The following is an 18,604-nucleotide window of genomic DNA, read 5'->3' on the forward strand; positions in this document are numbered from 1 at the left end:
CCCGACTTAATTTAATTCTTAAACCCTTTTTACAAATTATGAGAATCAAAAACTTTATAGCAAGCTTCCTCATTTTATTTTGTTTTTATCAATTAAGTGCTCAAGAGTCTGCCAACCAGCAAAAGGCACTCCCTCCCATCCCAAATATTCCACCTCCGGGACAAAAAAACAGCACAGCATTGGGCGACATCAATACTTTTGCTGAAGTAAAACTGGATTTGCCAATTTATCCGGGCCCCTTCAAGCCTACATGGCAATCTATAGAAGCCAACTATCCTGGAGATCCATCCTGGTTAAGAGATGCAAAATTTGGAATCTGGGTTCATTTTGGACCACAGGCATCTGGAGAAAGTGGAGATTGGTATGCCAGAAAATTATATACCCCAGGATCAAAAGCTTATGAGAATCATCTTAAAAAATACGGTCATCCATCAGATTCTGGTTACAAGGAAGTTCTTCACAGTTGGAATCCAAAAAAACTAGATCCAGCTAAACTTGCGAAAATTTACAAGGATGCCGGAGCCAGGTTTTTAATGATACAGGGCGTTCACCATGACAATTTTGATTTGTGGAACTCCCGTTATCAGCCCTGGAATTCAGTAAACATAGGACCCAAACGTGACTTATTAGGTGAGTGGGCCAAGGCGTGCCGGGCAAATAATATTCGTTACGGCATAACCTTCCACCATGAATATACATGGTGGTGGTGGCAAACCGCTTTTGGAAGCGACACATCGGGTGACAAAAAAGGCATACCTTATGATGGAAATTTAACAATGGAAGATGGGAAGGGAAAATGGTGGGAAGGCCTTGACCCTAAACGACTTTACGGTATCGACCTCAGGGAATACAAAGGAGTAGAGGAGCGGGCTCATTCTCCTTGGTCACCACCAGACCCTGGCATCTTCACTAAGCACCTCGACTATGCAAAATGGTACACGACCCAATGGGCACTACGGATGATGGATGTGACTGAACACTATGATCCGGATTTTATATACACTGACGGAACAGTTCAGGGACCTTTCACTGGTAATGGTACAGGAACTGGCTACAAAGTGGATGCGATGCAAAATGTAATTGCTGATTATTACAACAGGACCTTGCAGAAAAGAGGAAAAGTTAACACTTTCAGTATCGTTAAGTTCAGAGACAAAACTAATGGAACAGTAACAACCGAAGAATTCGCGATACCAGCCAACATCAAAACTGACCAGCCATGGATTGCTGAAGCACCTGTTGGAGACTGGTATTATGCGCCTAATTTCACGTATGATTCCGGTATGATGATCCGCTATATAATAGAGGCAATTGCCAGAGATGGAAATGCCGCACTTTGCATTTCCCTGCTGCCTGACGGTTCGCTGGATGAAGGGAGTACAAAAATGCTGAAAGAGGTTGGTATTTGGATGCGTAGAAACGGAGATGCCATTTATGGCAGTCATGCCTGGCGCATTCCGGGAGAAGGACAGCAAGAAAACGGCAAATTACGGATGATCCCCGGAGGAGCGCTAAACAAGCGACATGCTGATTTTAAATTTAGCGCTGAAGATTTTAGATTCACTAAAGGAAAGGATGGATCTTTATACACCTTCAGTATGACGATTCCGGAAGGTGGGTCGCAAATTAAGATAAAATCACTGGGCAGTCAAAGTGATTATTTAAAAGCCAAAGTTAAAAAAGTCAGCCTGTTGGGTTACCGTGGGAGTTTGCAATGGAAACAGGAGTCTGATGCCTTAATCGTAACATGCCCTGATAATATCAAGTTCTCAACCGCTCTGGTTTTTAAGGTCGAATCATAACATTATGAATTGTAATCAAACCCGGGTATAAGCATTTAAAATCCTTTGAATATTGATTCGGTTAATGATATCGTTTACAATGCAAAAAGAATGGCCTTCTGCCAAAAGCTTATTAAGGGTCGTTCGAAATGGTCATAATAGTAAGATTTAAAAAAGGGATTTGGTGCAGGAATAAGCCTAAATTATTTACAATAAAACACTAAAAATCAACACCATAAAACAAACTTAACGGCAAAAAAAGTCTGTTTTTTAGCAAACAAAGAGGCTGCCTTTTTAAAAGAGCCTCTTTGTTAAATATCTGATGGTGTCAATTAAACGTTGATTTTTAGCGGTATATTTTCTTCATGATTTCATCAAGTTCTATGCCCAGCAAGTTCTTTCCAATAATTTTTCCCTGAGGGTCAATTAAAAAGTTTTGAGGAATCATGTTAACCTTTAACAGTTGCGCAGCAGCATTTTCTCTTCCTTTCATGTCCCCTACATGTAGAAACTCACCTGTTTGATCTTGCTTAATCGCATTTAACCACTTCTCTTTGGAATCGTCTATTGACACGGAGAGAACAACTAATCCGTCTTTCTTATGGCGATCAAAGGCCCGTTTTAGATGGGGACTCTCCAACCTGCAGGGGCCACACCATGAGGCCCAAAAATCAACAAAAAGGTATTTCCCTCTGAAGTCAGCCGTTCTGATCAGCTTACCTGTAACATCCGGCTGCATAAAATCAGGAAAAGTATTGCCAACAACATAAAAATTATGCGAAACGATCATTTTACTAATAGAATTGCCCAGAGGTGATTGCTGAAGCAGCGGATCAAGCAATCGGAATGCAGATGGAAAATCGGGTGGATTGGATATGGGTTTGGCAAGTTCATAAACCGCAAATAGCGCTACCGGGGATTTAGGGTTTTGCCGGATAAGCAGGCCAATGACCGCCGCAGCACCAATGATGTAAGGTTCCTGAAGTTTTTTGCTGTAAATGAGCGCCAGTACTGCTGCTATTGCTATAAGTATTGTCGGTATATCCTTAATCGAACGAAACCCGATAACAATGACAGATCCGACCAGAGCACCAATTACAGCTGCCGTGATGCCGTCTACAAATGCTTTAATGCTGGTATTTTTTGCAATCTTCTTAAACGAAGGGGCAAGGGCAACGGTAAAGATATAGCAGGGCAGAAAAGTGGCCAGGGCCGCTACACATGCTCCGGGAAAACCAGCAACCAGATAACCAATGAAGCCTACAGTGATTACTACCGGTCCAGGCGTAATCATAGCAACAGCCACCGCATCGACAAACTGACCCTCGGTTAGCCAGCCAAATTCCTTCACCACCCCACCGTGAAGAAATGGAACAATCGCAAGCCCACTACCGAATACGAAAGCACCTGCTTTTGCAAAAAACCATCCAATTTCCTGAAGTGTCTTACTATCGTGGTTATAGAAACCCGTACCGATAAGGATCCCTACCGAAAGTGAAGAAGGTTTCCTTAGCCATTTGAGGGAGCCTTGATAACCATATATAATAGTCCACAGGCTACAAAAAGCAGTATCTCTTCCCTTTCGGTTATGACAGTAATTACAATACCGGCAATGTAAAATATCCAGAGCAGCCATTTTGATTTCATAACTGAAAGTTCAAGTTTGCTGATGGATTTTATGGTCAGTTTGTAGGCGCTCATGGCGATGATGCCGACTACCGCAGCGCCAACTCCGTAAAATACCGCCTGCATCCAAGCAAGTCCTCCATAAAGCTGATAGGACATCCCCAGTAATACCACCATAATAAATGAGGGCACGACAAAAGCCAGGCCGGTTAGGGTTGCGCCGAGAAAGCTATAATGCACAAAACCAATATAGATTCCTAATTGCGCAGCCAAAGGGCCAGGTGCCAATTGTGCCAAAGCAAGCCCCTCTTTGTATTCCTCCTCGGTCAGCCATTTTTTGTCCTCTACAAGGTCACGCTGCATGTAACCGACCAGTGCCACCGGCCCTCCGAATCCCCAGGTACCGAGCTTAAGAAAATAGAGTGCAATCTGGAGTAGAGAATAGGACGGTTTATTTACCGAGGTGATTTTTTCCATGGACAACATTATTTGGTTACAATATTGCACCTGAAAAAATTCGTAAAATTGTACGCTATTTACTATTTTGTATCCTTTTTACCTTTGTTGAGTCTTTTTCTAAAAAAAGAGGGGTTTTCTCCTATCTGCTTTTTGAAGATCCGGTTAAAATGGCTTTGGTCGGAAAAGCCTGTTAAATAGGCAATTTCGGTAAGAGAATATTCCGTTGTTTCAATGAGTACAATCGCCTTTTCGATTCTTATTTTGCGTATATATTCTCCAAACGAAAGGTTGTCAAAATATTTTGAGAATTCCCTGGAAAGATAGGCTGGACTGATTTCCAAAGAATCAGAGGCCTGTTGAAGACTCATGCTCATATTGGTATCCATCTGGTCCTGGATCATTTCCCGGAGCTCCCTTGTCCATTCCGGAGCCTTCCTCGATGTACCCGATTTCAAATATTTATGGTACACCTCGAGCAGCAGGTGTTCAACCGGAGATTGGGTATGCTTTTGGGTGTGCAGGTGCTTTGCCCAGGTGTAAAGTCCATCATAAATTTTCATTCCGAATTCCAGAAGTTCCTGATCATCGGTGATATTACATGATAGCCCAAGAAATATCGCAGACAGTCCCGCAGACTGCGCGGCGAAATCAAAACGATCAGTATCGGCCCCACGTATAATAGCTGCCATCCGATCCAGGCCTGAATCTTTAAGTTGATGTTTTTTAAGGAAATAATCAAAAGTACACTGATCATTATAATGACTATACTCAACTCCAGGGATGTCAAAGGGAATCGCTCCAATTTCACATGCTTTTTGCAGAACCTGATCAAAAGGGATATAAATAATTTCGGCATCTGTATCAATAAAACGCTTAATTAGCCATGGGCAGGCTATCCGGTCGATCTTTGGTCTTTCCCTGGTAATCCATTTCATTGTTCTAGCTTTTTGATAAAGTTAGTCAGTTCGGTTAAATATGCCGGCTTAAATTTTTATAAGTTTATGTCCGGCAATTGAACGTTTATTAAATTTTAAAATGATTTGCAACTCTGGCTAATTCCTGCAAATCAGACAAGAAAAATTTGCTGGCTTGCCCAGTCAAGACTAGTGTGGAAATGCAATTCAATCTACCTCTTTTTATAGCATAAATAACACAATGAATAGAAAAATTTTAAAAAAATTATTGGTAGCCAGGAAGTTCCAATACATTTGATTTTCCTTATCAATCATTAGTCCCATCTTTGCTAACCCCTATCGCATTCGCCCGCCATAGAATATAGCCTAACCTACCACAACATTCAGCAATAAAATATTCAATATCCGCAGGCACATCGTTTACGATCCGAAACCTAATCTTATACTTTGGGTTGTAGCTAAAGTATATTATAAGGTCATCAGACTGAAAACCTCTACCAAATAACGATTTTAAATGAACGCGCTCAAGATCTCTAGCTGCATTTTGCAACCTGTCGTTCATCACTTTTGCCAAAGCCTTTTCAGGTTAAAATCAGTCTCTAAAATGGCAACCACGGTTACAGTCATACAGCAAAAGCACACCGATAAACCAGAATATCAAGACTAAAAAGATAAGTCCTTATAAAGGAGCGAAAATATTTAGAAAACACAACTAATTTGGCTTTAAGGTGCTCATAAGTCTTGCATTTTTGGTTTAAAACACATAACAGCTAAATACATCGGGCCAAACAATTATAAAAATCATTAACAACATTGAAAAAGTGTCAACTTCAGGAAATATAGTGGAGTATTTTTGATTCTTAAAGTTACTTTATGAAAGAAAATTTTTCCAAAAACGTCATGGATTCTTCAGATAGTATTCAATCTACAACGAATAATCAAGACACTTATCGATCATGCGTCCCGTTGAGACCAATTCTTTTAATTGAGAATCTCGATAAAAGTTTTGGAAATAAAAAGCATAAAAAAACACATAACAACATTAGTAAAGAGGAAGAAATATTACTAACTTTAATAGCAAACATCATTGTAGAGATAATTATAACAGAAGAATTATGAATGCTATTGGCTACATGAGATTGAGTACAAAGGACCAATCCAAATCACTTGAGTATCAGGAATCATCTATTAAACAGTATTGCAATCGAAACAATCTAAACTTAATCGGATTATTCAAAGACAACGGAGAGTCAAGTTACACTTTTGATAGACCAGACTATCGGGCTTTAGAATCTTATCTAAAGAATTATAAAGGTCAGTGCAATTATCTCATTGTATTGGACCATGATAGATTTAGCCGAAATCTTCCTGAAGCCTTGATGAAAATCGGAGAACTTGAAACCAAGTATGGTGTAAAAGTTTTATCTACAAATGAAAGAATTGATCTCGATACTTCTGACCCAGATGTTTTCATGAAACGTGCATTTGACTACATGATGGCTAATAAGGAATTATTTAATATTAGGAAGAGAACTAAACAAGGAGTACGAAATGCGAAGGAAAGCGGGAGATATCTGGGTAGGGCACCATATGGCTATCGGAATATTATTGACGGAAGTCGAAAAAATCTAATTGAGATACACCAGGGAGAAGCATTGATTGTAGAACGAATTTTTAGAGAATATATTCAGGGAATTCCACAATATTTAATTTACAAGAATGTTAAAGCACTTGGCTTTACCAGAACGAGTAAATCTGCGATTCAGGAAATTTTAAGTAATTGCATATATGCTGGATTAATCAAAGTACCTGCCTTTCAAGATCTGCCAGAAAAATACGTAAAGTCAATTCATCTCCCAATAATAGCCGATGCTGAATTCTGGCTGGTACAGAACATGATGAACAAAAGCAAAAGAAGGACGAGGATACAACCATCAGAAAACTTTCCTTTGAGAGGAATATTGAAGTGCTGGTGTGGAAAGGGAATGACTGCGGGTTATACTAAGGGAAGGACTAATTATTATCTCTACTACCGGTGTACTGAACATACAAACTATAATCTTGCAGGAGGCAGATTACATGATGCAATAGAATCAGTACTGCGTGGACTTAGTTTTTCGCCTCATCAGATCCAGTTTGTCAAGGAAACTGCCAAAGCACTTTTGATCGAGCCGATAAAACTTAAAAAAGAGCAGCACTCTCAAAAAATAAAAAAGCTCCATGAATTAAATGAAAAGATTTATAAGCTTGAGGAACGGTTAATGAATAACGAAATTGAAAGTTCAACATATCAAACTTGGTTTCAAAAATTTAAGGAAGAAAAAGCAGTACTCGAATATTCTTTGAATAAAAATAAACCATCAAAAATAAGAGATGAAGATGAGTTGGTGGAAAGGCTTCTACCAAGTGTGGGGAATCTTTATGAAATCTATGAGAAGAGCAACATCACACAGAAGCATACGCTAATGAGAGGTGTGTTCAAAGATAATCTGGTATGGGGTGATGATATGTTTAGAACCGCTTTTATTGATCCAACGTTCAATGATAACATACTGAAAATCAAACAAAAAGGGCTGCTTTTTAACGAGCAACCCTTCAAGGTTTCGGGCATGAGCCCGATTAGTACCCAGCGCCGGAGTCGAACCGGCACGGTTTCCCACAGGTGTTTGAGACCAGCGCGTCTACCAATTCCGCCAGCTGGGCATTCGTATTGGACGGGGTTGCAAATGTAGATAATGAAACCTTAATTCCCAAAATTATTTTCATTTAATTTTAACTTACTGAACAGCAATTATTTTGGTCTTTCGTCTTTTAATTTGCGATCAACCACAAAGGGCATAAATGGTAAGAGTGATGCAAAAAAAATCAAAACAGCTTTACCGAATTTCCATTTTTGCTCTTGCCAGGCCATAATCAGGCAGGCAATGTAGGCTATAAATAAAATACCGTGCAGCCAACCGGTATATTTAACTACCTCTTTATAATGAAGAAGATATTTGATCGGCATGGCTACAAATAATAAAAGCAGGTAGGATATGCCTTCTGCTACGGCTACTTTGCGAAAAATAGAAAGGGAGCTGTTCATTGATCTGATTGTTTGTTCCGAAAATAAAACAAAGCTTTTTTCTAACAAAAAGTAAAAAATGATTTTACAATAGAGTGTTTTATGAGGTAGAGGGTTTTAAGGTTGAAGGTTTACGGTTCAGACGATCACCTTTCCGAAACCCGGTTGAGTATCAATTGTATATTAACCACAGGGGTCAAAGAGTTAAAGCACAAAAAACACCGAGCGCATTCTCCAGTTATTACTCCAAATCTTCAGAAATTGCACCTCAGACCCCGGACTTTCAAACCAACCCCCATCTTTACCACCGAGCACGTTAAGTGAAGGCACAGAGAACACTGAGTCCGTCAGCTGGTTATTACAACATATCTTCGGCCCCGGACTTTCAGACCACCCCCATCTTTTACCACCGAATATACAGAGTGAAGGCGCAGAGGACACTGAGCCCGTCAGCTGGCTATTACAACATATCTTCGGACCCCAGACCCCGGACTTTTAACTCGTTATCATCAAGCTAATTTCTCCCTGATCCTGTCAATGTATTTTTGCCTGTAGAAATTATCTTTGATAGCAGGCAACAGCGCATCAGCTTCTTTTGGATTGCTGTCGAACTGCTTCGTCAGCACCTGTAGCTCATTAGTTAAATCTTTTTCTATCGTCTCAACATCAAGTTTTACCTTCGTGCGCTTGTCTGTATCTGGCTCAAATTCCAAATCCATTAAAGCCTCATTAATATCCATCATTTCCATTAGAAAAGATTGCGGCAGTTGATAGGATTCATCAGCTGCTACGATACCCTTTAATTCCAATACGTATTTTAAGCGTTTCTTAGCATTGCTGAGCGTTTGATAAGCCTTATTATTCAATGTGGATAATTCCAGTACTTCCTGCTGCTTTTCTTCGCTTTCATTGGCATAAAAATCAGGATGAAACTGTTTGCTCAAAGCATAAAACTTTGCTTTTACTATATTTTGATCCGGATAAAATTGAATTGGTAATTCGTAAAAATCGAAATAATTAATATCTGATGCTGCTACACTCATGAGGTATGTTAAAATTAAAAAGCCGCAGATGTACAGATCAACTAAAAGACCTGCTCATCCGCGGCAATAATATAAATTTGCTTTTACTTACCGAAAGATTTTAAAATATCATTACCAAAGGCAAATACCATTAAACAGATCAGGATAACGAAACCCACAATCTGAGCCCTTTCAAGCACCTTTTCGCTTACAGGCTTACGCTGTACCATCTCGATCAAAAGAAACACCACGTGTCCACCATCTAAGCCTGGGATAGGCAGTAAATTCATGAATGCCAAAGCCATAGAGATCAACCCTGTTAGCGTCCAGAATTTAACCCAGTCGAAAGTGCTGCCATACACCTTTGCAATACCGATCGGACTGCTGATGTTACGTGCACTCAATTTACCGGTAATCATTTTTCCGATACCTTTAGCATTGTCTACAAATGTACTCCAGGCCATATTAGCGCCTACCGGAAGCGATTCTATAAATCCAAAATCTACATGTGCAGTTTCAGGCATTTTCAGGTTAGGAATAATTCCGATTGTACCCTCTTTACTTACTTTAAGATTGAAAGTGATTTCTTTTCCTTTGCGCAAGGCCTTAACCGTAATGGGTTTTAACTTATTCGCAGAAACTTCTTCTTTAAACTGATCGAAAAAAGTGATTGGTTTTCCATTCACGGCCAAAATACTGTCGCCCGGTTTAATACCAGCAGTATATGCCGGATATACAGGTTTCTCGAATTTTTTTCCAAATAAATTATCAAAAAATGATGGCTTATCTGCTTTCTCATCAGGTGCACTTACCTTTTCCACACGCTCCATGGTATACCTTGGAGAGATAAAATTTTCTTTATCATTTTTAGATATTTTATTTAGAATGGTATCCGGCACGGAGATATAAAGTGTTTTATTATCTCTTAAAATAGTTAATTGTGCACCATCAAATAATACTTTGCTCGATATCGCGTCTTCAAAGCGGATAAGTTTATTGCCATTGATGGCTAAAATCTTATCTCCGTTTTTCAGACCGATTTCCTTACCAATTGTGCCTACAGAAATACCATCATTGAGTTTACTGTTGACCGTATAATTTTGCCCGATGTTGAAGGTTAACATCCAAAAGATGAAAATACCTACAATTACGTTTACGATAATTCCCCCAAGCATTACGATTAAACGCTGCCAGGCTGGTTTAGAACGAAACTCCCAAGGTTGTGCAGGCTGCGCCATCTGTTCGGTATCCATACTCTCATCAATCATCCCGGCAATCTTCACATATCCTCCAAGTGGCAACCACCCCACCCCATATTCAACATCACCTTTTTTGAAACTGAAAAGTTTGAAACCCCATGCATCAAAAAATAAATAAAACTTTTCTACTTTAATACCAAATGCTCTGGCTGCCAAGAAATGTCCTAATTCGTGTAATATTACCAATAAAGACAATCCAAGCAGCAGTTGCCCCGCCATAATCAATCCGTTCATATTCGCTTATAAAATTTTTATGTTAGATGTTAAACTTTACTTTTTGTTACTAATCTGCCGGCTAAGATACGGCTATGTTTGTCAGTTTCTAAAAAATCGTTCAATTGTGGTTTCTCTATAAAATCAATTTCTTCCATACACTGTTCAATTACATCACTCATCTGGAGGAAACCTATTTTATCTTCCAAAAATGCCGCGACCACAATTTCGTTCGCCGCATTTAAAATACAGGGCATGTTCCCTCCCTTTCTCAAGGAAGCAAATGCGAGGTTCAGATTCCTGAATGTTTCCATATCTGCCTTTTCAAAGCTGAAAGTCGGATAATCTAAGAAATTAAAACGCTTAAAATTGTTTTTTAGCCTATCGGGATAATTTAATGCATACTGGATCGGCAGTTTCATATCAGGGACGCCCATCTGGGCTTTCATCGAACCATCGGTAAACTGAACGATGGAGTGAATGATTGATTGAGGATGAACAATTACATCAACTTGATCTACCTCGAGATTAAACAGCCATTTAGCTTCAATTACCTCCAAACCTTTGTTCATTAACGATGCAGAATCAATGGTAATTTTTGCACCCATTACCCAGTTGGGATGTTTTAAGGCCTGCTCTTTTTTTACAGCTGATAAAAAACCCTTTGTTTTACCTAAAAATGGCCCTCCAGATGCGGTTAAATAAATCTTCTCGATTTCATTTTGTTCTTCCCCCACCAAACATTGAAATATGGCCGAATGTTCCGAATCAACCGGTAAAATTTTAACCTGGTGTTCAGCTGCGAGTTGGGTAATCAGTTCGCCTGCAACCACCAGGGTTTCCTTATTTGCAAGCGCGATATTTTTTCCCGCTGTTATAGCTGCAATAGTAGGTTTAAGCCCTACCGACCCCATTAAAGCCGTAAGCACAACATCGCTATCCGGATAAGCCGCAACTTCGGACAAGGCGGCTTCGCCCGCTAAAACTTTTATATCAAGGCCATGCAAAGCCTCTTTAACTTCGTTGTATTTGCTTTCATCACAAATTACAACAACTGCAGGCTTAAATTCCTTTGCTTGCTGAATGAGTAATAAAGAATTCTTCAGTGCTGATAACACCGCTACTTTAAAAACTCCGGGATGATCCCTGACAACTTCCAAAGCTTGTGTACCTATGCTCCCTGTAGAGCCTAATATGGTTATTCTTTTCAAATCGTTTTTACATTGTTATAACCGCCCTGGTACGTGTCCTCACGAACCATTCTCGCATTTAGTTTCATTAAAGCATGAACTGAAGCGCTAACTATTCTTTAATACAGTTTGCTCAAATCAATTAAGCTTTATTTATTCATGCCATCACACGACCATTTTTGTCATTCTGAAAAGCATCTGTTGAGCAATCGTCATATCGACTGTAGCGCAGCGGAATGTAGAGATCTATCTAGACAGATTTCTCGACTGCGTTACACTTCGCTCGAAATGACGACTCGTCGTTAAAAAATATATAACGAACCGTGGAAGATAAATTAACCAATATATCTCTCCAACCCATCTGCCAATTTCCTATCATTACTCAACCGCGGTACTTTATTTTGTCCGCCTAATTTTCCCTCACTTTTCATATAGTTTACAAAGGCATCTTTTTGCAAAGTACGTATAATCAACGGCTGCAATATATTTCCTTCAATGAGGTCAAAGTAATAAATATTTTTCTTTTGCAAAGCCTCATCCACCTTTTTGCTAAAGGAAGCCAGATCTTTTGGTGCAGATGCAAATTCCACAAACCATTCGTGATAAGGCAATTGCCCTGCTTCCGGATTAACCTGTGGCGCTACTGTAAATTCTGTAATTTCTACCTGCTCTTCATTCGCTACGCTTAAAATGGCCTGTTCTACCTCTTCACCTATTACATGTTCGCCAAAAGCAGAAATAAAATGTTTAATCCGCCCTGTTACCACAATTTTGTAAGGTTTTTTAGAAACAAACTTAACGGTGTCACCAATACTGTAGCCCCATAATCCTGCATTGGTATTTAAAATTAATGCATAATTGGTATCCAGTTCAACTTCACCAAGCGATAACCGTGTTGGATGATCATGATAATATTCATCAGTTGGTACAAATTCGTAAAAAATACCAGCATTAGCCAATAACAATAAACCTTTGTCTTTCTGCGAATCCTGATAAGCGATGAATCCTTCTGAAGCCGGATAGGTTTCGATGGCATCAATTTTCCTACCGATACTCTGTTCAATTTTTGCCCGGTAAGGTTCAAAATTTACACCACCGTAGATAAAGAGACTGAAATTCCTGAATATTTCAGCAATTTTCTTTCCTCCTGATTTTTCTGAAAGCTTATCGAAATACATCTGTACCCAGGGTGGAATACCAGAAATCAAGGTCATATCTTCATGAATGGTTTCCTCCACTATGGCTTCTACTTTTTGCTCCCAATCTTCAATGATATTGGTTTCATAAGAAGGCAACCGGTTCTTTTGCAGATAAGCTGGTACGTGGTGGGCCACAATGCCGGATAAACGACCTACATTAATTCCATTTTTTACACTCAACACCGGACTCCCTTGTAAAAAGATCATCTTTCCGTTTACAAAATCAGCCTTTCCCGTTTCGTTGATATAAGTTAAAATGGCATTTCGCGCAGCTTTGATATGCTCAGGCATCGATTCTTTAGAAAGCGGAATATATTTGACACCTGATGTGGTACCTGATGTTTTAGCAAAATAAAGTGGTTTACCTTTCCAAAGCACATCAGCCTCTCCCGCCACAACACGGTCTACATAAGGCTTTAAACCTTCATAATCATGAATCGGCACATGTTTTTTAAAGTCAGCATAGGTTTTAATATCATTAAAATGATGATCTTTCCCGAAAGCTGTATTTTCAGCGGCTTTAACCAGCCGCTTTAATATATCATTTTGAGCATTAACGGCATTATATTTCCATTTGTTGATCTGCCAGACTGCAAATGCCGCAAAGGGTTTACTTAACGCTGCTTTAAGCCCCCAGCCCCCTGAAGGGGACTTTTCCCTTCTACCATTATTTTCTTTTTCCATAAATTTAATCTGATTTTAACTCCCCTTCAGGGGCTGGGGGTTAAACTATATTATGTAAAATATCAGGATGCTGATCACCTTTATACTCGCTTGAAATTTTACGGTATGCAACGGTTAAGGCCACACTTGATAGTGGAACAATAATGAATGAACTTAAAATATTTACAATAAAGGCAATTAAAGGCCATTGCAGGTAATTTAATAACAGGTAAATTAAATATCCACCACCCAAAACAACCAGTAGCAATAATATCTTAGTGAAATTTCCTTTGGTGGTAGCCAAACTTAATTTAATAGAATCAAATGGTGTTGCACCTTTATCGATAATAAAAAACGGAAAAAATGAAATCCTTAACCAGGTGATGAAAATGGCAATAATCCCTACCGAGATGGCCACATTTTTAACGATCGATAAATTAATCCCGGTATAAATAAATGGAAAAGCGACCAGAATGACAACCAGATAAACACCAAGGATACAGCCTACAAAATAAAGGGTAGCAATCAGAAACCTGATAATCTGCTGTCGGGTTGGGAGTGTATCCACAATCTTCACATCGTTTTCTTCATCGTCCATTAAATGGAAGATATACTTAAACAGCGAAAGGTTAATGGTAAAATAAAGCAAAACAAAAATAATCACCATGATTACGCTCAAGGCTTTGCTCACATCCTTAATAAAAAAGGCCATTAAACTTGATGCACTGGCGGTAATAAACATCAAAAAACATAATGTAGCAATTGAGAAATAGTGTTTTCTGGTAATGCCCCATGCTTTCTGTATTACATCATTAACGGCAAAAGTACTTTCTTTTAGATAATTGATCATTGTTATTTGAATACCACACGTTTAAATAAATCCTGTATAAATCCTAAACCATAAGCAGTTAATTGGATAAATGAAGATATCATGCTCAAAAATGCAACTTTTAACGATTTATTTACAGACCACGAATGAAAAAATATCAACATAAAGTAAATCAATAAGAAGAAGTTACAAACATATGCCAATGGAGGATAGATAAAGTTACACAAAATAGTGAAACCAAAACCCAAGGTAAACAAGGCAGGAAAAAAATGGACAGGCTTTAATTCTTTTGGAAAATGTTTATAAATATTGATCCTCGCCCTGCCGAAAAAGTGCAGTTGTTTATAAAACTGGCTAAAGCTGGTGCGGCGTTTATGGTAAACCTTTGCATCGGGAATTAGTCCAATTTTAAAACCGTTTTCATGGATGCGGATACTGTATTCGATATCTTCGCCTAAACGGGTCAAAATGAAGCCACCTACTTTTTCCCAGGCCTGACGGGAAACGCCCATATTAAAACTACGTGGATGAAACTGCCCTACGTGCTGTTTATTTCCACGGATGCCACCGGTGGTGAAAGGCGATGTCATGGCGTAACTGATTGCTTTCTGTACAGGTGTAAAACTGTCATGCGCTGCATCAGGACCACCATAGGCATCTAAATGATGCTCGTAAAGATAGTTTTTAACAATCTCTAAATAATTGGCCGGAACCAGAATGTCAGAATCGAAAATAACAAAGTAATCGCCTCTAGCTCTTTCAAAGCCAAAATTACGGGCAAAACCCTGTCCGGCATTCTCCTTGAAATAGTATTTAATATCCAGTCGATCTGCATAAGAAGCAACGATTTCCTTCGAATCGTTTTTAGAGCCATCCTCAATTACCAAAACCTCAAACTGTAAATAAGTCTGTTTAGTAAGCGTATTCAATAATTCGTCTATTTCCTGCGGACGATTGTAAAGAGGGATGATGATGGAGAAAAACATTTTTTTTAAGGTTAAAGATAGAAGGTTTAAGGTTTAGGGCTTTGGCGTACAATTACATTACGCCTTAACTTTAACCTCATACGCTCAAAACGTTAATACTTATGCTAGGTAATGAGGTTTAGGCGTATAAACCTTATGCCATAAACCTTTTGCCTTACACCCTCTTTTCTATCAAATACTGGTTTCTTTCTGGTGCATTACGGGTTACCAGTTCGGCCACAAAACCTGTCAAGAACATTTGCGAGCCTACAATAATAGCAACCAATGCAATATAAAATAACGGTTGATCAGTAATTTCTCGTTTGTAAGGGATATGTGCGGCAAGGTGATAGAGTTTTTCACCGATCATCCATAGTGCCATAAAAGTACCAATAAGAAAACTTAAAACGCCCAACGAGCCAAAAAAGTGCATTGGGCGTTTACCAAATTTGCCGACAAAGAAAATAGAAAGTAAATCTAAGAAGCCGTTTATAAACCTGCTGAAACCAAATTTTGTGGTGCCATATTTACGTGCCCGGTGCTCTACCACCTGCTCGGCTATTTTACCAAAGCCGGCCCATTTGGCAATTACCGGAATGTAACGGTGCATTTCGCCATATACTTCGATGGTTTTGATTACATCGCTCCGGTAAGCTTTTAGGCCGCAGTTAAAATCGTTCAGTTCGATACCACTCATTTTGCGGGTAGCCGCGTTAAAGAGTTTAGTCGGTATTGTTTTGGTAATCGGATCATACCGTTTCTTTTTCCAGCCCGAAATGATATCAAGCTTTTCCTCTTTAATACGACGGTAAAGCTCCGGAACTTCATCCGGACTATCCTGTAAATCGGCATCCATGGTAATAACCACATCACCCTGTGTGGCTTCGAAACCTACATTCAAAGCGGCAGATTTACCATAATTGCGCCTAAATTTAATGCCTTTTATAGCTGGGTTTTGAAGTCTTAAATCTTCAATTACAGCCCAGGATCTATCGGTGCTACCATCATCAACAAGTATAATTTCATAGCTAAAATTATTGGCGATCATCACTTTATCAATCCAGGCCGTTAATTCCGGCAAGGACTCATCTTCATTAAACAAGGGTACTACAACTGATATATCCATTTTTAAGCATAAACCTCACAGGTTTAATTCGTTTTGTATGTTGTTTTCAACAGTCTCATTGAGGGCTACGCCGTTTAGAAACCTGCGAGGTTTGTTAAATTAAAACGTGCAAATTTCATCAAATTAATTGACAAAACCTGCACGTTGAAAATTTTTGATTTAACTATAACTTAATGTCTTTAGCTTTTACTTTTATAATTTCCCCGTGATCGGAGAAAACCAAAACACCATTGTTTTTTGCTTTGTAAGCAATCATTTTTTTGAAAGTTAATTTCATGCCTTCACTTATTTTTCTATGTAGTAGAAGAGTAATCTGCTTGTCATCCATGATATTTAACTTAATTTTATCCAACTTTCTTTTTCAAAGATAGTGATTTCAAATTTATTACCCTCCGCTATAAACTGAAGCGTTTTTTGTGAATTATTTAGCACAAACCAAAAATCAACACTTTTGATAAACTGCTGTAAATTTTGCATGCCTTTTTTATACCTTCTTCTGATTACATCTTCAGGGATATCGTGCCCACCTTCAGATACCCTCATTTTAACCCTTTCGATAGCAAGCTCTACATCATTTAGCCAAAAAAACAAAAGCGTTACCTGATAACCTGAAGCTTTTGCTTTTTTAATAGTATTTAAGTAAGATTTAGTAGTGAGCGTAGTTTCAATAGCAAAATCCGCATTTTGCAATAGCAGCTCATCAATCCGGTTCAGCATAATTTTTCCTGCTTGAATGGCTACACTTTCAGGCTTAAACGGCGAAATTCCACGTGCGATCTCATCGGCATTAACAAATTCTCTACAATTAAGGATTTCAGGCAAAATAGTAAATGATGCCGTTGTTTTACCTGCGCCATTACAACCAGAAATAATATATAGATGATGCATTACATATAGCTGTTTAAACTAAAAAGTGCAGATTTCATCAACTTAAATGATAAAACCTGCACGTTGAAAATTTGTACAAAAATTAGTCTTCTTTAGGAAACGAGTTAAAGGTAACTGGTTCTTTTCTTTTCAAAATAGCAGCAAGTATGAGCGAAAGCACGCCATATAAGGCAAGTGAAACGCCAAAACTGGTAAATATATTTTTAAAGGTAGGCTCAAGTTTTTCCTGCATATTGCCGGCTTTGGCCATCGCTTCATCAATTTGTTCACTGGCCATTCCAAATTTTTCCATCATCGCTCTTTGCGCAGTTTCAATCGCATCTGCAGCCTTCGCCGGAAGATCTGGATCAATAAATTTCATGAGTACTACGTTGTAAAGTGTAGCCGTTAATGCCAAAATTAACGAAACAATCAAAAAAGCTTTGAAAGCTTCTCCAAATGTCCAAAAACCACCAATTTCTTTACGAATGTTAATCCCTACTACTACCAATAAGACGATAAATAAAACAAATATTAAAATTTGCGCAATAAAACTGGTGTAAATTAAAACGGGATCGATAAAATGCAGGGTTAATGATAATACGATTGAAACCGCAGCCAACATTAATCCATTTTTTAAAGCTAATTTGGAAATAAGAGCACTCTTGTCCATTTTCTTAATTTTTTAGTTATTGATTGTTGTGATCAATGTATAAGATGCAGCGTCGAAAGCTTTGTTACGGCTAAACTGAATTAATTCTTTTTCAGTTTCCTTACTGCCTTCAACATCCAGGAAGAAGACCATAAAAGGCACGAATAATTCCTGCATTTCTTCGCTGATATTTAATTTTACAGCCGTTTTACAGATCTCTTCTACACTGCTCTCGGCCAGTTGCTGGTTGCTGATCAGCTCTTCGTAAATCTCAAACTCATCCTGAAATTCATCGTCTTCTACCAACAAAAATTCTTTCAGGAAATCACCCAGTTCAGGATCCAAATCTTCATCCTTGCACTCTTTAATATATAACAAGAGATTTAAAAGTTCGGTTCCCCTGTCAATGGTTTCCTCTTCAATATTGGCCCATTCATCGCTTTCCAAATAATCATCTTCCAGCTTTTGCACGTCGCTGCTGAAGAAATTTACCATCAGTAAATCGAAAAATACCTCTCTCAGCTCTTCAAATTTTGGATGCGAATCAAAAACAGCATCAAAAGCGTTAGCCTTATCTAAAAAGTTAACATCCAGTTCAAAAGCAGACAATAATTCTGTTTCAAAACCTTCAACATTGATTGCCGAAACCTCAGCATATTTATTAATTGAAGCACCTAATGCTTTTTTTACTCTATTATCCATGATTAAGATTTTAGGATGATAAGATTGTATGAACTGAACAACAAAATTATCATTTCTTGCTTCAGTCTAAGCC

The 18,604-nt window shown here is 38.6% G+C and carries 16 protein-coding genes, 1 tRNA gene and 1 pseudogene; 3 read left to right on the top strand and 15 right to left on the bottom strand.

The genetic code is table 11. The annotated features are described in order from the left end of the window. The first annotated feature begins 38 nt into the window (after nucleotides 1-38). Nucleotides 39-1,802, top strand: coding sequence for an alpha-L-fucosidase (locus ACIQXP_RS01935; RefSeq protein WP_387504224.1), 1,764 nt, complete (start codon nucleotides 39-41; stop codon nucleotides 1,800-1,802). A 325-nt stretch (nucleotides 1,803-2,127) separates the two neighbouring features. Here ACIQXP_RS01935 and chrA (ACIQXP_RS01940) read toward each other — a convergent pair whose 3' ends face one another. The 3 genes from chrA (ACIQXP_RS01940) to ACIQXP_RS01950 form a co-directional block, all read right to left on the bottom strand. Then, the gene (chrA, locus tag ACIQXP_RS01940; protein WP_387504513.1) at nucleotides 2,128-3,408 is read right to left on the bottom strand and encodes a chromate efflux transporter; all 1,281 of its coding nucleotides are present in this window, start codon (nucleotides 3,406-3,408) and stop codon (nucleotides 2,128-2,130) included. Continuing rightward, nucleotides 3,291-3,884, bottom strand: coding sequence for a chromate efflux transporter (gene chrA, locus ACIQXP_RS01945; RefSeq protein ID WP_387504223.1), 594 nt, complete (start codon nucleotides 3,882-3,884; stop codon nucleotides 3,291-3,293). The genes chrA (ACIQXP_RS01940) and chrA (ACIQXP_RS01945) overlap by 118 nt, the downstream gene beginning before the upstream one ends. Nucleotides 3,885-3,946: 62 nt before the next feature. After that, nucleotides 3,947-4,801 carry a chromate resistance protein ChrB domain-containing protein gene (locus ACIQXP_RS01950; protein WP_387504222.1) on the bottom strand — a complete coding sequence of 285 codons (855 nt, stop codon included), beginning with the start codon at nucleotides 4,799-4,801 and terminating at the stop codon, nucleotides 3,947-3,949. Nucleotides 4,802-5,653: 852 nt separating this feature from the next. On the opposite strand from ACIQXP_RS01950, the gene ACIQXP_RS01955 reads away from it, so the two are divergent. Beyond that, nucleotides 5,654-5,899, top strand: coding sequence for a hypothetical protein (locus ACIQXP_RS01955; protein WP_387504221.1), 246 nt, complete (start codon nucleotides 5,654-5,656; stop codon nucleotides 5,897-5,899). Nucleotides 5,900-5,913: 14 nt separating this feature from the next. Continuing rightward, nucleotides 5,914-6,675: pseudogene (locus ACIQXP_RS01960) on the top strand (recombinase family protein); the annotation flags it as partial. 728 nt (nucleotides 6,676-7,403) lie between these two features. Here the strand turns inward: ACIQXP_RS01960 and ACIQXP_RS01965 are convergent. The 12 genes from ACIQXP_RS01965 to ACIQXP_RS02020 all read right to left on the bottom strand — a co-directional run bounded on the left by ACIQXP_RS01965 (nucleotide 7,404) and on the right by ACIQXP_RS02020 (nucleotide 18,531). After that, nucleotides 7,404-7,483 (bottom strand) — tRNA-Leu (locus ACIQXP_RS01965). Between the two features lie 88 nt (nucleotides 7,484-7,571). After that, nucleotides 7,572-7,865: a DUF3817 domain-containing protein gene (locus tag ACIQXP_RS01970; RefSeq protein ID WP_387504220.1), complete on the bottom strand. Its 294-nt coding sequence runs from the start codon at nucleotides 7,863-7,865 to the stop codon at nucleotides 7,572-7,574. 488 nt (nucleotides 7,866-8,353) lie between these two features. Further along, nucleotides 8,354-8,887 carry a Fe-S protein assembly co-chaperone HscB gene (gene hscB / locus ACIQXP_RS01975; RefSeq protein WP_293744429.1) on the bottom strand — a complete coding sequence of 178 codons (534 nt, stop codon included), beginning with the start codon at nucleotides 8,885-8,887 and terminating at the stop codon, nucleotides 8,354-8,356. An 83-nt stretch (nucleotides 8,888-8,970) separates the two neighbouring features. Continuing rightward, a complete protein-coding gene (rseP, locus tag ACIQXP_RS01980; RefSeq protein WP_090981990.1) occupies nucleotides 8,971-10,359 on the bottom strand; it encodes an RIP metalloprotease RseP in 1,389 nt (462 codons plus the stop codon). 29 nt (nucleotides 10,360-10,388) lie between these two features. Beyond that, nucleotides 10,389-11,549: a 1-deoxy-D-xylulose-5-phosphate reductoisomerase gene (locus ACIQXP_RS01985; protein WP_293744430.1), complete on the bottom strand. Its 1,161-nt coding sequence runs from the start codon at nucleotides 11,547-11,549 to the stop codon at nucleotides 10,389-10,391. A 314-nt stretch (nucleotides 11,550-11,863) separates the two neighbouring features. Continuing rightward, on the bottom strand, nucleotides 11,864-13,411 hold the full coding sequence (locus ACIQXP_RS01990; protein WP_387504219.1) for a GH3 auxin-responsive promoter family protein: 1,548 nt from the start codon (nucleotides 13,409-13,411) through the stop codon (nucleotides 11,864-11,866). 40 nt (nucleotides 13,412-13,451) lie between these two features. Then, on the bottom strand, nucleotides 13,452-14,240 hold the full coding sequence (locus ACIQXP_RS01995; protein ID WP_387504218.1) for a hypothetical protein: 789 nt from the start codon (nucleotides 14,238-14,240) through the stop codon (nucleotides 13,452-13,454). 2 nt (nucleotides 14,241-14,242) lie between these two features. Beyond that, nucleotides 14,243-15,205, bottom strand: coding sequence for a glycosyltransferase family 2 protein (locus ACIQXP_RS02000; RefSeq protein ID WP_387504217.1), 963 nt, complete (start codon nucleotides 15,203-15,205; stop codon nucleotides 14,243-14,245). Between the two features lie 154 nt (nucleotides 15,206-15,359). Next, entirely contained in the window at nucleotides 15,360-16,310 is a 951-nt protein-coding gene (locus tag ACIQXP_RS02005) for a glycosyltransferase family 2 protein (RefSeq protein ID WP_293744433.1), read from the bottom strand. A 333-nt stretch (nucleotides 16,311-16,643) separates the two neighbouring features. Further along, nucleotides 16,644-17,198 (bottom strand): ATPase, encoded by a 555-nt coding sequence (locus ACIQXP_RS02010; RefSeq protein WP_293744434.1) that lies wholly within the window; start codon nucleotides 17,196-17,198, stop codon nucleotides 16,644-16,646. An 82-nt stretch (nucleotides 17,199-17,280) separates the two neighbouring features. Beyond that, nucleotides 17,281-17,850 carry a DUF4199 domain-containing protein gene (locus tag ACIQXP_RS02015; RefSeq protein ID WP_293744435.1) on the bottom strand — a complete coding sequence of 190 codons (570 nt, stop codon included), beginning with the start codon at nucleotides 17,848-17,850 and terminating at the stop codon, nucleotides 17,281-17,283. Between the two features lie 12 nt (nucleotides 17,851-17,862). Next, nucleotides 17,863-18,531, bottom strand: a complete 669-nt coding sequence (locus ACIQXP_RS02020) for a hypothetical protein (protein WP_293744436.1) — start codon at nucleotides 18,529-18,531, stop codon at nucleotides 17,863-17,865. Nucleotides 18,532-18,604 lie beyond the last annotated feature (73 nt).

It is taken from the genome of Pedobacter suwonensis (genome assembly GCF_044762335.1).
Classification (GTDB): domain Bacteria; phylum Bacteroidota; class Bacteroidia; order Sphingobacteriales; family Sphingobacteriaceae; genus Pedobacter.